Source organism: Streptomyces sp. TRM68416 (genome assembly GCF_014596915.1).
In the GTDB taxonomy this organism is placed as follows: Bacteria; Actinomycetota; Actinomycetes; order Streptomycetales; family Streptomycetaceae; genus Streptomyces.
Genome location: NZ_JACVWU010000029.1, coordinates 23,538 through 35,732, shown reverse-complemented (window position 1 = coordinate 35,732; position 12,195 = coordinate 23,538). Strand labels below are relative to the sequence as shown.

The window sequence follows — 12,195 nt, the reverse complement described above, 5'->3', positions numbered from 1 at the left end:
AGTTCCCCGCGCCCCTGAAGGGGCGCTGCATCTCGGCCCTCTCCTGCGGTAGCGCGCGAGAGCTTCGTGTGCGTGGTCCCGCCACCTGACGGCGGGGCCTCTCGGCCGGGCGATCCTCACCCGCACTGAGGGTCGCCCGGCACCTCTCGCAGTGGACGGAAAGCGCTTACCCCCCAAGGAGTCCCCGTGCGAAGAACCCGCATCCTCACGGCCGTGCTGGCGCTGGCCGCCGGTCTGCTCGCGGGCACCCCGCCCGTGCTGGCCGCCGAGTCCGAGAAGACGCCGGTGGCGATCGCCGCCGACACCTACACCTGGAAGAACGCCCGCATCGACGGCGGCGGTTTCGTCCCCGGCATCGTGTTCAACCGCTCCGAGAAGAACCTCGCCTACGCCCGTACCGACATCGGCGGCGCCTACCGCTGGGTGGAGTCCTCCAAGACGTGGACACCGCTGCTCGACTCGGTCGGCTGGGACGACTGGGGGCACACCGGGGTGGTGAGCCTGGCCTCCGACTCCATCGACCCGGACAAGGTGTACGCCGCGGTCGGCACGTACACCAACAGCTGGGACCCGAAGAACGGCGCGGTCCTGCGCTCCTCGGACCGGGGCGCGAGCTGGCGGAAGGCCGATCTGCCGTTCAAGCTGGGCGGCAACATGCCCGGCCGGGGCATGGGCGAGCGGCTCGCGGTCGACCCGAACCGCAACAGCGTGCTCTACCTGGGCGCCCCGAGCGGCAAGGGCCTGTGGCGGTCGACGGACTCCGGGGCGAGCTGGTCGCAGGTGACGGACTTCCCCAACGTCGGCAACTACCGGCAGGACCCGAACGACCCGAGCGGCTACGCGAGCGACAACCAGGGCATCGTCTGGGTCACCTTCGACGAGTCCACCGGCACCTCGGGCAACGCCACGCGGACGATCTACGTCGGGGTCGCCGACAAGGACAACGCCGTGTACCGGTCGACGGACGCGGGCGCGACCTGGACCCGCCTCGCCGGGCAGCCGACCGGCCATCTGGCCCACAAGGGCGTCCTGGACGCGGAGAACGGCTACCTCTACCTGGCGTACAGCGACAGCGGCGGCCCGTACGACGGCGGCAAGGGCCGACTGTGGCGGTACGCGACCGCGACGGGCACCTGGACGGACATCAGCCCGGTCGCCGAGGCCGACACCTACTACGGGTTCAGCGGACTGACCGTCGACCGGCAGAACCCCGGCACGGTGATGGCGACGGCCTACAGCTCCTGGTGGCCGGACACGCAGATCTTCCGCTCCACCGACTCCGGCGCCACCTGGACGAAGGCCTGGGACTACACCTCGTACCCCGAACGCGCCAACCGCTACACCATGGACGTCTCCTCCTCGCCCTGGCTGACCTGGGGCGCGAACCCGGAGCCGCCGGAGCAGACGCCCAAACTCGGCTGGATGACCGAGGCGTTGGAGATCGACCCGTTCAACTCCGACCGGATGATGTACGGCACGGGCGCCACGATCTACGGCACCGAGAACCTCACCGACTGGGACGGCGACACGCGGTTCACCATCAAGCCGATGGTGCGGGGCCTGGAGGAGACGGCCGTCAACGACCTCGCCTCTCCCCCGTCGGGCGCACCGCTGCTGAGCGCCCTCGGTGACATCGGCGGGTTCCGGCACACGGATCTGACCAAGGTGCCGGCGATGATGTACACCCGGCCCAACTTCACCACGACGACCAGCCTGGACTTCGCCGAGTCCGACCCGAACACGGTCGTCCGGGTCGGCGACCTGGACTCGGGGCCGCACATCGCCTTCTCCACCGACAACGGCGCCAACTGGTTCGCGGGACAGGACCCTTCGGGCGTCAGCGGCGGCGGCACGGTGGCCGCGGCGGCCGACGGCAGCCGGTTCGTGTGGAGCCCGCAGGGCGCGGGCGTGCACCACGCGACCGGCTTCGGCACCTCCTGGTCGGCGTCGTCCGGCATCCCGGCGGGCGCGATCGTCGAGTCCGACCGGGTCGACCCACAGGTCTTCTACGGCTTCAAGTCCGGGAAATTCTACGTGAGCACGAACGGCGGCGCGAGCTTCACGGAGTCCCCGGCCGGCGGGCTGCCGAGCGGTGACAGCGTCCGCTTCAAGGCGCTGCCCGGCAAGAAGGGCGACGTGTGGCTCGCCGGCGGGGAGAGCGGGGGCACGTACGGGCTGTGGCACTCCACCAACGGCGGCGCGAGCTTCACCAAGCTGCCGGGCGTCGAGCAGGCCGACACCGTGGGCTTCGGCAAGGCGGCGCCGGGAGCCTCGTACCAGACGCTGTACACCAGCGCGAAGATCGGCGGCGTGCGCGGCATCTTCCGCTCCACGGACGAGGGTGCCACCTGGACCCGGATCAACGACGACGCCCACCAGTGGGGTTGGACCGGAGCAGCGATCACCGGTGACCCGCGGGTCTACGGCCGGGTGTACGTCTCGACCAACGGGCGGGGGGTCGTCTACGGCGACAGCTCCGACACCGGCGGCACCGATCCCGGGCCCGACCCCACCCCGACCGGCGCCTGCGCGGTGACGTACAAGATCACCAATCAGTGGTCGGGCGGCTTCCAGGCGGATGTGCAGCTGGCCAACACCGGGACGAGTGCCTGGTCCGACTGGGCGCTGACCTGGTCCTTCCCCGACGGCCAGAAAGTCACCCAGATGTGGAACGCCGACCCTACGCAGTCGGGTGCGTCGGTCACGGCGAAGAACGTCGGCTGGAACGGCAACGTGGCGGCCGGCTCGTCCGTGGGCTTCGGCTTCACGGGCAACTGGTCGGGCGCGAACGGCAAACCGACCGCGTTCAAGGTCGGTGACCGGTCCTGCACGGTGAGTTGAGCCGCCGGGGTGCGTGCCGGTGACGGCACGCACCCCGGTCCGTCCGCCGAGTACCCCTGGGCGATCACGGCGTGCGGACGACGGGCCGCGGCGCGGCCGCCACCTTGCCGCCGAGGAGGGCGCCGGGCCGCGACGGTTCAGCCGGGTTTCCGGAACGCGCGGAGGCTGAAGACCGGGTCGGGGCGGGGGCGGTCGGGGTCCGGGAGCGCCTCCAGCTCGGTGGCGAACCGTTCGGTGAGCGCGGCGCCCGGCGGGAGCTGGGTGAACCAGCCGCGGCGCAGGTCGGCCACCGTACGGCGGGGGCTGCGGCCCTGGCCGAGGCCGGTGAAGCGGGCGCGTCCGGCCGGGTCCAGGCCGTGTTCGGCGGCGCGGGCCTCGACGCGGGCCGCCGCGTCGGGGGCGGCGCGGCGCGGGCGCGGTGCGAGCACGGCGTCGATGTCGCTGCCGACGTCGTGGGCGGCGGCCTTGTCGACGGTGGTCACGTACACCCCGCCGGGCCGCAGCACCCGCGCGCACTCGGCGACGACGGCGCCCATGTCGTCGCCGCGGTCGAGCAGGTGCAGCAGCCAGATGCTGGTGACCGCGTCGAAGGTCCCGTCCGGGAACGGCAGCCGCCGGCTGTCCGCGAGGACCACCGCGCCGGGCAGCCGGGCCGCCGCCATCCGGACCATCCCGTACGTCAGGTCGGCGCCCGTCACCCGCAGGGCGGGCCGGGCCGTCGTGAGCCGGCGGGTGACGATGCCGGTGCCGCAGCCGACGTCGAGGAGTGTGCGGGCGCCGTCCGGGATCAGGCCGAGCACCGCGTCCGCGGCCGCGGCGGCCCGGGCCTCGCCGCCGCGGCTGGCGTCGTAGACGTCGGCTTCCTTGTCGTAGTCGAGCACGCCGTCACTGTGCCCCGTGGCCCGGGGCCAGCGCCTCGACCTGCTGCGCGAGCTCGAAGTCCTTCTCGGTCACCGCGCCGCCCACGCTGTGCGTGTTCACGGACAGGGAGACGGTGTTGTAGCCGAGGGTGAGGTCGGAGTGGTGGTCGAGCTCCTCCTGGACCTGGGCGATGTGCACGACCAGGGCGGTGGCCGCGAAGTGGGTGGCGAGCCGGTACAGCCGGGTGAGGCGGTCGCCGTCGAGCGACCAGCCCGGCAGCTCCGCGAGCCGGTCCTCGATCTCCTTCTGCGACAGCGGTTCGAGGGGCATGGCCTCGCTCCTTCCAGGGCTGCGGGTTCTCTCTCAGCGTGCCACAGAAGAACCGCCGAAGCCCTGGTCACGAGGGGTCGCTTCGCCCGTGTCCCGGTCGTCGTCTACGGTCCTGGTATGGCCATCACCGCAACCGACCGGGGCGTCGGCCCGCTGCTGCGGGCCTGGCGGGAGCAACGGCGGATCAGCCAGTTGGAGCTGGCCCTGCGCGCGGACTCCTCCGCCCGGCACATCAGCTTCATCGAGACGGGCCGCTCGCGGCCCAGCGAGGAGATGGTGCTGCGGCTCGCCGAGCACCTGGACGTTCCGGTACGGGAGCGCAACGCCCTGCTGCTGGCGGCCGGTTACGCCCCGCACTACCCGGAGACCCCGCTGGACGACCCGTCGCTTGACGCGCTGCGCGAGGGCATGGAGCGGCTCATCCAGGGCTACGAGCCGTACCCGGCGCTGGTCGTCGACGCCAGGTACAACGTGCTGGCCGCCAACCGGGGCATCCTGATGCTGCTGGAGGGCATCCCCGAGCACCTGCTCGCGCCCCCGCTGAACGCGATGCGCCTGACCCTGCACCCGGAGGGCATCGCGCCGCGCATCCGCAACCTGCGCGAGTGGCGCGGCCATCTGCTCGCCCAGATGGAACGGCAGATCGCGCTGTACCGCTCGGACGAACTGCGGGAGCTGTACGAGGAGGTGGCGGCGTACCCGGTGCCGGAGGGCGCGCCCGGCGAGGAACCGGCCGCGCCCGTACCGTACTTCGCGCTGCCGATGCAGGTCGAGCACGACGGCCGGACGCTGTCGTTCATCTCCTCGATCTCCACGTTCAACACCCCGATGGACGTCACCGTCGCCGAGCTGGCCATCGAGACCCTCCTCCCGGCCGACCCGGCGACGGTCAAGTACCTTCAGTCGCTGATGCCCTGACGTGCCCTCAGTGCCGCGTACTGCACCCCGGCGAACCCGGCCACGGTCAGCGCCTGGAGTACCGTCCACACCGCGCCGGCCGTGGTCGGCGTGAGCCAGACGGCGAGGGCGACCAGACTGAGCGCCGCCCAGGCGAAGTTGGCCTCGATCACCGCGCGCACCGGGAACGCGGCCGGCCGGGGGCGGGAGGCGAGGAGGGCGACCGCGGTGGCGTATGCGGCGAGGAAGGCGCCGAGTACGAGCAGCAGCGCCGGGTCGACCCCCAGCAGGTCCCCCAACGGCCCGGAAGCGGCCAGGTAGGCGAGGGCGTTCGCGCCGGTCACGGCCGCGTCCAGGGCCAGGAAGCGGCGCAGGGCGGTCTGCGGGTGGGAGGTCCGGGCGAGCGCGGCAAGCTGGGTCGCGGACATGGCGAATCACCCTCCGTAGGGTCGGGGTCGAGCGGCGGTGGGACCGGGTCCCGGACCGGAGTGCGCCGGCCCGGAACCCGGTGACACCACGTTCTCGCGCGCACCCGCCGGGGTCGATTACCTCCCGGGTCATGCCCGGGCGGCAGTGGCGAGCGCCTCACCTCGGCACCGGTGCCGCCGTAACCGGAACGTGGCACACTGCACGGGGACTTCGGCGCGTAGGGGAGGCGTGGCGTGAGTGAGCGGCGGCCTGCGCCCACCGTGGGCCAGGTGGTGCTCGGCAAACGGCTTCAGGAGCTGCGGGAGGCGGCCGGACTGGGGCGGGACGAGGCCGCCCGGGTCCTGCGCGTGGCCTCGGCGACCGTACGGCGGATGGAGATGGCCGAGGTCGCGCTGAAAATACCGTACGTACAGGTGCTGTTGGAGACGTACGGAGTCGCCGAGGACGAGGCCGCGGCGTTCGTCTCGCTGGCCGAGGAGGCGAACCAGCCGGGCTGGTGGCAGCGGTTCCACGATGTGCTGCCGGACTGGTTCAGCATGTACGTGAGTCTGGAGGGCGCGGCCCGGATCATCCGCTCCTACGAACCGCACTTCGTGCCCGGCCTGTTGCAGACCGAGGACTATGCCCGTGCCGTGCTGGAGGCGGGCACGATCGGGCAGACCGGGCCGGAGACGATCGAGCGGCATGTGTCGTTGCGGATGGAGCGGCAGCGGCTGCTGGAGAGCCCGGACCGGCCCCACCTGTGGGTGATCATGGACGAGACGGTGCTGCGGCGTCCGGTGAGCGTCCGCGGGTCCGTGATGCGCGAACAGCTCGACAAACTGCTGGAGTTCGCCGAGCGGGACCGGGTCACGCTGCAGATAGCCGAGTTCACCGTCGGCCCGCATCCCGGGACGTACGCGCCGTTCACACTGTTCCGGTTCGCCGAGCCCGAACTGCCGGACATGGTGTTCACCGAGTACCTGACCGGCGCGCTCTACCTGGACTCCCGTACCGAGGTCGCCGCCCATCTGGAGGTCCTGGACCACATGTCCACGGCCGCCGCCTCGGCCGAGCGCACCCAGAAGCTGCTGCGGGAGAGCCGCGACGACTTCTGAGCCCCGTGACCACCGCGATCGCCCCGAGGAGACGACACCCCCATGAGGATCGACACGAGCAGGCCGCATCCGGCCCGGGTCTACGACTGGTGGCTCGGCGGCAAGGACAACTACCCGGTGGACGAGGAGCTGGCCCGGAAGATCCTCGCCGTGGACGGCACCGTGCTGCGCGGGGCGCGCGCCAACCGGCGGTTCATGCACCGGGCGACCCGGGTCGCCGCCGAGGCGGGGATCCGGCAGTTCCTGGACATCGGCACGGGCATCCCGACCGAGCCCAACCTGCACCAGGTGGCGCAGCGGGTCGCGGCCGAGGCGAAGGTGGTGTACGCGGACAACGACCCGATCGTGCTGCGGCACGCCGAGGCGCTGCTGCACAGCTCCGCCGAGGGCACCACGCAGTATCTGCACGCGGACGTCCGCGACCCCGGGGCGATCCTGACGCAGGCGGCCGAGTCGCTGGACTTCGCCGAGCCGGTCGCCCTGTCGCTGGTGGCGCTCACCCACTACCTGGGCGACGAGGTCCACGGCCTGCTGAAGCGGTACGTCGAGGCCCTGGCCCCGGGCAGCTACCTGGTGGTCTCCCAGGTCACCCCGGATCTCAACCCCGAGGCCATCGGGAAGGCCGCCGAGCACTTCCGGCGCAGCGGCACGCCCTTCCACCCGCGTTCCCTCGCCGAGTTCTCCCGCTTCTTCGACGGCCTGGAGCTGCTGGGCCCGGGCGTGATCCCGGTCTCGGGGTGGCGGCCGGAGCCCGAGGACGTGGCGGCCCAGGCGGAGGGCATCGTGCCGGTCTACGCGGGAGTCGCCCGCAAGCCTTGACCGCGAGCCTCGTGCCGCCACCCCCAGCGCCTCGCGCCCTCCGCCCCTCGCGCCCTACGGGCCTCGCCTCCTACGGCCCTCGCACCCTAGGGCCCTCGCACCCGCCGAGGCTCACGCCCCGCACCCCTCCGGGCTTCACGCCCCCGCCCTCCGGCCCCGCTCTCCGCGCCTCGCCCGGCCCGCGTCCGGAGCGCCGGGGCCGGGAGTGGGAGCGGGCCGGGGGCTGAACTCGGGGGCGCGGGAGGCTAGGCGGCCCCGCCCTTGGTGTCCTTCTCGTCGTCGACGATCTCCGCGTCGACCACGCCCTCGTCGTCCTGCGGTGAGGTGTGCTCCTGCGCCGGCTCCTGCTGCGGGGTCTGGGCGTACATCGCCTGGCCCATCTTCTGGCTGACGGCGGCGAGTTTCTCGACGCCGGTGCGCAACTCGGCCGTGTCGGCGTTGCGTTCCAGGAGCTGCTTGAGGTCCGTGACCGCCGACTCCACCTCGGTCCTGGTGTCGGCGGGCACCCGGTCCTCGTTCTCCCGGACGAACTTCTCCGTCTGGTAGACGAGTTGCTCGGCCTGGTTGCGGGTCTCCGCCGCCTCGCGGCGCTTGCGGTCCTCGTCCGCGTACTGTTCGGCCTCCCGCATCATGCGGTCGATGTCGTCCTTGGGCAGCGCCGAGCCGCCGGTGACGGTCATCTTCTGCTCGCGGCCGGTGGCCAGGTCCTTCGCGGAGACGTGCATGATCCCGTTGGCGTCGATGTCGAAGGCGACCTCGATCTGCGGGACCCCGCGCGGGGCCGGCGGCAGACCGGTGAGGTCGAAGACGCCCAGCTTCTTGTTGTAGGCGGCGATCTCGCGTTCGCCCTGGTAGACCTGGATGCCGACCGAGGGCTGGTTGTCGGCGGCGGTGGTGAAGATCTCCGAACGCCGGGTGGGAATGGTCGTGTTGCGTTCGATGAGCTTGGTCATGATGCCGCCCTTGGTCTCGATGCCGAGGGACAGCGGGGTGACGTCCAGGAGCAGTACGTCCTTGACGTCGCCGCGGATGACGCCCGCCTGGAGGGCCGCGCCGAGCGCCACGACCTCGTCGGGGTTGACGCCCTTGTGCGGGTCCTTGCCGGTGAGTTCCTTGACCAGTTCGGTCACCGCGGGCATCCGCGTCGAGCCGCCGACGAGGATCACGTGGTCGACCGCGGCGAGCTTGATGCCGGCGTCCTTGACCGCCTGGTGGAAGGGGGTCTTGCAGCGGTCGAGGAGATCGGCGGTGAGCTCCTGGAACTGGGCGCGGGTCATCGTCTCGTCGAGGTGCAGCGGGCCCTCGGCGGAGGCCGTGATGTAGGGGAGGTTGATCGTCGTCTCCGAGGAGCTGGACAGCTCGATCTTGGCCTTCTCGGCGCCCTCCCGCAGCCGCTGCACCGCCATCTTGTCCTTGCCGAGGTCGATGCCGTACTGGCTCTTGAACTTCTTCACCAGGTGCTCGACGACCCGCTGGTCCCAGTCGTCGCCGCCCAGGTGCGTGTCGCCGTTGGTGGCCTTGACCTCGATGACGCCGTCGCCGATCTCCAGCAGGGAGACGTCGAAGGTGCCGCCGCCGAGGTCGAAGACGAGGACGGTCTGCTCCTCGCCCCGGTCGAGGCCGTAGGCGAGGGCGGCGGCGGTCGGCTCGTTGATGATGCGCAGCACCTTCAGGCCCGCGATCTCACCGGCCTCCTTCGTCGCCTGCCGCTGGGCGTCGTCGAAGTAGGCGGGGACGGTGATCACGGCGTCGGTGACGTCCTCGCCGAGGTAGGACTCGGCGTCCCGCTTGAGCTTCTGCAGCACCCGCGCCGACAGTTCCTGGGCGCGGTAGCGGGTGCCGTCGACGGAGCCCTCCTGCGGGAAGCGCCAGCCGCCGTCGCCCATGTGGCGCTTGACCGACCGGGCGGTGCGCTCGACGTTGGTCACCGCCTGCCGCTTGGCCACCTCGCCGACGAGCACCTCGCCGTTCTTGGCGAAGGCCACGACCGACGGCGTGGTCCTGGCCCCCTCCGCATTGGCGACGACGGTGGGTTCGCCGCCCTCCAGAACGGCGACCACCGAGTTCGTGGTCCCGAGATCGATACCGACCGCACGTCCCATCGCTGTCCCCTTCCGCCAGGGCGCTTTCCGAACTCCAGCACAAAACTTGAGCGGGCTCTTGTCAATGGTGCGGGGTACCCCGGGCGGGCTCAGCGAAGCGTGCGCTCGGGCTCCCTCGGCTCGCCCCGCAGGGCCACGGCCCGCCGGGGCCGGTCGGTGATCAGCACATCCACCCGGGGATGGCTGAGGAAGGTCTGCATCAGGGTGTCGTCGTTGACCGTCCACACCATGGTGAACAGTCCGTGCCGGGTGGCCTCGCGCAGCACGCTCGCCCGCGCGAGGCGCTGGTGCACCGCGACGCCGGTGGCGCCGCAGGCGCGCACCCGCCGCATCGGCAGCAGCTCGCTGAGCCGGGTGCCGGGCAGCCGCGCCCAGCCGGTCTCCGCGCGGTCGCGTCCCAGGGACAGCGCGGTGCGCACACGGGGGAACGCGGCGCTGATCGCCGCGACGGAACGGTCCTCCAGGGTGGTGGCGACGAACCCGTCCGCGCCGAGCAGGGTGACGGCCCGGTCGATCACCTCGCGCTCGTAGCCGGTCTCCTTCAGGTCCAGATGGCCGACGAGCTTCCCGGCGATCAGCTCCATGACCTCGTCCACGACCGGCACGGCGTATCCGGCCCGCTCGCCGAGCTCGGCGTGCGAGATGTCGGACAGCAGGGGTCCGGTGTGGTCGACGCGGGCGTCGTGGTAGACGACGAGGACGCCGTCGGCCGTACGCCGGATGTCGAACTCGACGTACTCCGCGCCGCTCAGCAGCGCGTCCTCGTAGGCCTCCCAGGTGGCGGCCCGGGCGCGTTCGGAGCCGCCGCGGTGGGCGGAGACGGCGGGTCGTCGCGGCATGGTCGGTCAGCTCCCGGAGGGGGTACGTGGTGCGGGCACCGGTGCGGGTCCGTCGTCGGAGCGGGCCAGCAGCGAGCCGGAGTCCCTGCCCACCCGCCGCAGCAGGACGTATCCGATCACGACCAGCACGACGAAGGGCAGCCAGGCCAGAGCGTACGCGGTGCCGTACCGCCCGAGGTCGAGGACGGAGTGGTTCTCGTCGACGTCGCTGGCGTTCGCGCCGAAGAACGCCAGCAGCAGCGTCGGCGGCAGGGCGATCAGCGTGGCGGCGGTGACCAGCGCGGAGACGATGCGGTTCTGCCGTTCGTCCCGCTCCGCGAGGGCGGCGTCCAGGGCCGCCGACCGGGCGCTGATCACCGAGGTCAGGCGCTCGACCATACGGGCGGAGTTGTCCAGGCTGTCGCGGATGCCGAGGGTGTCGCGCAGCGAGGACTGGAAGCCCTCCGTCAGCATCTCCGGGATCAGCAGGCTGTCCACGTAGGCCTCGACGCCGAAGGCCAGGTCCAGCTGGAGTTCGTTGACCCCGTCGGACAGCCGCGAGATGAGGGTGCGGATCTCGGAGGGCGAGGTGGTCAGCGCCCGTTCGTTCTCCTTCATCATCGCGAAGGCCGCGAGCCGGGTGCGCTGGAGGACGGCCAGCGCGGAGATCATGCCGAGGGCGACGAGGACCAGGCCGTTCTCCACGTGCGGCGCCCAGCCGGCCTGCACGGAGACGCCTCGGCCGTGCGCGGACAGGGTGACACCGTGGTTCCGGAGGTTGGGCGGCACGCTGACCGTGAGCCGGTCGGCGCCCTCGCTGGGCATCCTGCCGCGGTAGATGATGCCGTTGAGCAGGGCCGCCTGGCGGGTCTCGTCGCCGTGGGCGAGCAGCTCCTCGCGCAGACTGCCGCCGGGGAAGACGAGCTGGTGCACGTTCAGGCCGAAGGCAAGGGGTTCGGAGAGTCCGAGCCGTACACCCACCACCTCCAACAGCGGCCGTTCGTCCAGCCGGAGGCCGTCGCGTTCGAAGCAGGTGGTCGCCAGCCAGGCGGCGACGGAGGCCGCGTCGGTGCCCCCGTCGAAGCCGCAGTCCAGCATCAGCGTGGCGTCCCCGCGCGGGGTGGCGACGACCAGCAGCTCGCAGGAGGCGAGGGCCAGGCCGTGGTCGCCGTGCGGCAGCCCCAGCCGGTCCGGGGCCAACCGCTCGGCCAGCACCGGTACGGGCAGCACCGCCTCGCCGGACTCCAGGTGCGGCCGGAAGCGGCCGAACTCCAGCCGGTCGACGAGTCCGCCGAGGGCCGCGCCCTCGGGGCCGATCCGGCAGCCCAGGCTGAACAACAGCAGAATACGGGTGAGTTCCCGAGGCGCGGAGTCAAGTACCGCCGCGCTGCTGGACGTTCCCGGCACCATCAATATCCTTCCGACACCCCGGCGTCCTTGTCATACCCGCGCCCGCCCCCGCGAACCGACGTCGCGCAGGCCGCCCCGGCGGGGGCGGCCTGCGCGACGTGTGGTGGTGCGGTGCGCCGGGCGGCTCAGGCGAGCTTCGCCGACAGTGTGATCGGTACGGCCTTCAGGGCCTGGCTGACCGGGCAGTTGGCCTTGGCGTCCTCGGCCGCGGCGAGGAAGGCCTCCTCGGTGATGCCGGGCACGGTGCCCTCGACGGTGAGGTGGATGCCGGTGATGCCCTGCCCCGGCTGGAAGGTCACGTCCGCGGAGGTGACCAGCTTGGTGGGCGGAGTGCCCGCCTTGTCCAGGCCGTTGGAGAAGGCCATGCAGTAGCAGCTGGAGTGGGCGGCGGCGATCAGCTCCTCCGGGCTGGTCTTGCCATTGGCCTCCTCGGCGCGCGACGGCCACGACACCGGCTGCGCGGAGATCGCGCCGGAGGAGTCGAAGGTGACGACGCCGTTGCCCTGGAACAGATTGCCTTCCCACACGGTGTGTGCGGAGCGCGTGGTTGCCACGATAAATCCCTTCGATGAGGTCCCGTTTTCGGGGTCC

11 protein-coding genes are annotated in these 12,195 nt (G+C 71.9%); 4 read left to right on the top strand and 7 right to left on the bottom strand.

Annotated features, from left to right (window positions below):
• Nucleotides 1-186: 186 nt before the first annotated feature.
• Nucleotides 187-2,841 carry a cellulose binding domain-containing protein gene (locus ICC28_RS34215; RefSeq protein ID WP_188292700.1) on the top strand — a complete coding sequence of 885 codons (2,655 nt, stop codon included), beginning with the start codon at nt 187-189 and terminating at the stop codon, nt 2,839-2,841.
• 137 nt (nt 2,842-2,978) lie between these two features.
• Here ICC28_RS34215 and ICC28_RS34210 read toward each other — a convergent pair whose 3' ends face one another.
• Both ICC28_RS34210 and ICC28_RS34205 read right to left on the bottom strand, forming a co-directional pair.
• Nucleotides 2,979-3,722 carry a class I SAM-dependent methyltransferase gene (locus ICC28_RS34210; protein WP_188292699.1) on the bottom strand — a complete coding sequence of 248 codons (744 nt, stop codon included), beginning with the start codon at nt 3,720-3,722 and terminating at the stop codon, nt 2,979-2,981.
• 4 nt (nt 3,723-3,726) lie between these two features.
• A complete protein-coding gene (locus tag ICC28_RS34205) occupies nt 3,727-4,032 on the bottom strand; it encodes a 4a-hydroxytetrahydrobiopterin dehydratase (RefSeq protein WP_188292698.1) in 306 nt (101 codons plus the stop codon).
• 117 nt (nt 4,033-4,149) lie between these two features.
• On the opposite strand from ICC28_RS34205, the gene ICC28_RS34200 reads away from it, so the two are divergent.
• Nucleotides 4,150-4,950, top strand: coding sequence for a helix-turn-helix domain-containing protein (locus ICC28_RS34200; protein WP_188292697.1), 801 nt, complete (start codon nt 4,150-4,152; stop codon nt 4,948-4,950).
• On the opposite strand, the gene ICC28_RS34195 is transcribed toward ICC28_RS34200, so the two are convergent.
• Nucleotides 4,932-5,357 (bottom strand): hypothetical protein, encoded by a 426-nt coding sequence (locus ICC28_RS34195; protein ID WP_188292696.1) that lies wholly within the window; start codon nt 5,355-5,357, stop codon nt 4,932-4,934. The genes ICC28_RS34200 and ICC28_RS34195 overlap by 19 nt on opposite strands.
• A gap of 234 nt (nt 5,358-5,591) precedes the next feature.
• Here ICC28_RS34195 and ICC28_RS34190 point away from each other — a divergent pair, with 234 nt between their 5' ends.
• A complete protein-coding gene (locus tag ICC28_RS34190) occupies nt 5,592-6,455 on the top strand; it encodes a helix-turn-helix domain-containing protein (protein ID WP_188292695.1) in 864 nt (287 codons plus the stop codon).
• Nucleotides 6,456-6,497: 42 nt separating this feature from the next.
• The gene (locus ICC28_RS34185) at nt 6,498-7,274 is read left to right on the top strand and encodes an SAM-dependent methyltransferase (RefSeq protein WP_188292694.1); all 777 of its coding nucleotides are present in this window, start codon (nt 6,498-6,500) and stop codon (nt 7,272-7,274) included.
• Between the two features lie 245 nt (nt 7,275-7,519).
• On the opposite strand, the gene dnaK is transcribed toward ICC28_RS34185, so the two are convergent.
• From dnaK to ICC28_RS34165, 4 genes are all read right to left on the bottom strand, one after another.
• Nucleotides 7,520-9,376: a molecular chaperone DnaK gene (gene dnaK, locus ICC28_RS34180; protein WP_188292693.1), complete on the bottom strand. Its 1,857-nt coding sequence runs from the start codon at nt 9,374-9,376 to the stop codon at nt 7,520-7,522.
• 89 nt (nt 9,377-9,465) lie between these two features.
• Nucleotides 9,466-10,215, bottom strand: coding sequence for a glycerophosphodiester phosphodiesterase family protein (locus tag ICC28_RS34175; RefSeq protein ID WP_188292692.1), 750 nt, complete (start codon nt 10,213-10,215; stop codon nt 9,466-9,468).
• Nucleotides 10,216-10,221: 6 nt separating this feature from the next.
• On the bottom strand, nt 10,222-11,604 hold the full coding sequence (locus ICC28_RS34170) for a CorA family divalent cation transporter (RefSeq protein ID WP_188292691.1): 1,383 nt from the start codon (nt 11,602-11,604) through the stop codon (nt 10,222-10,224).
• Between the two features lie 125 nt (nt 11,605-11,729).
• Nucleotides 11,730-12,158: an OsmC family protein gene (locus ICC28_RS34165; RefSeq protein ID WP_188292690.1), complete on the bottom strand. Its 429-nt coding sequence runs from the start codon at nt 12,156-12,158 to the stop codon at nt 11,730-11,732.
• Between the last annotated feature and the right edge of the window lie 37 nt (nt 12,159-12,195).

What these genes read in the sequence shown, in the direction of transcription:
- ICC28_RS34205 (WP_188292698.1), bottom strand. Translation starts at nt 4,032, where the DNA reads ATGCCCCTCGAACCGCTGTCGCAGAAGGAGATCGAGGACCGGCTCGCG.
- ICC28_RS34200 (WP_188292697.1), top strand. Translation starts at nt 4,150, where the DNA reads ATGGCCATCACCGCAACCGACCGGGGCGTCGGCCCGCTGCTGCGGGCC.
- ICC28_RS34195 (WP_188292696.1), bottom strand. Translation starts at nt 5,357, where the DNA reads ATGTCCGCGACCCAGCTTGCCGCGCTCGCCCGGACCTCCCACCCGCAG.
- ICC28_RS34185 (WP_188292694.1), top strand. Translation starts at nt 6,498, where the DNA reads ATGAGGATCGACACGAGCAGGCCGCATCCGGCCCGGGTCTACGACTGG.
- dnaK (WP_188292693.1), bottom strand. Translation starts at nt 9,376, where the DNA reads ATGGGACGTGCGGTCGGTATCGATCTCGGGACCACGAACTCGGTGGTC.
- ICC28_RS34175 (WP_188292692.1), bottom strand. Translation starts at nt 10,215, where the DNA reads ATGCCGCGACGACCCGCCGTCTCCGCCCACCGCGGCGGCTCCGAACGC.
- ICC28_RS34170 (WP_188292691.1), bottom strand. Translation starts at nt 11,604, where the DNA reads ATGGTGCCGGGAACGTCCAGCAGCGCGGCGGTACTTGACTCCGCGCCT.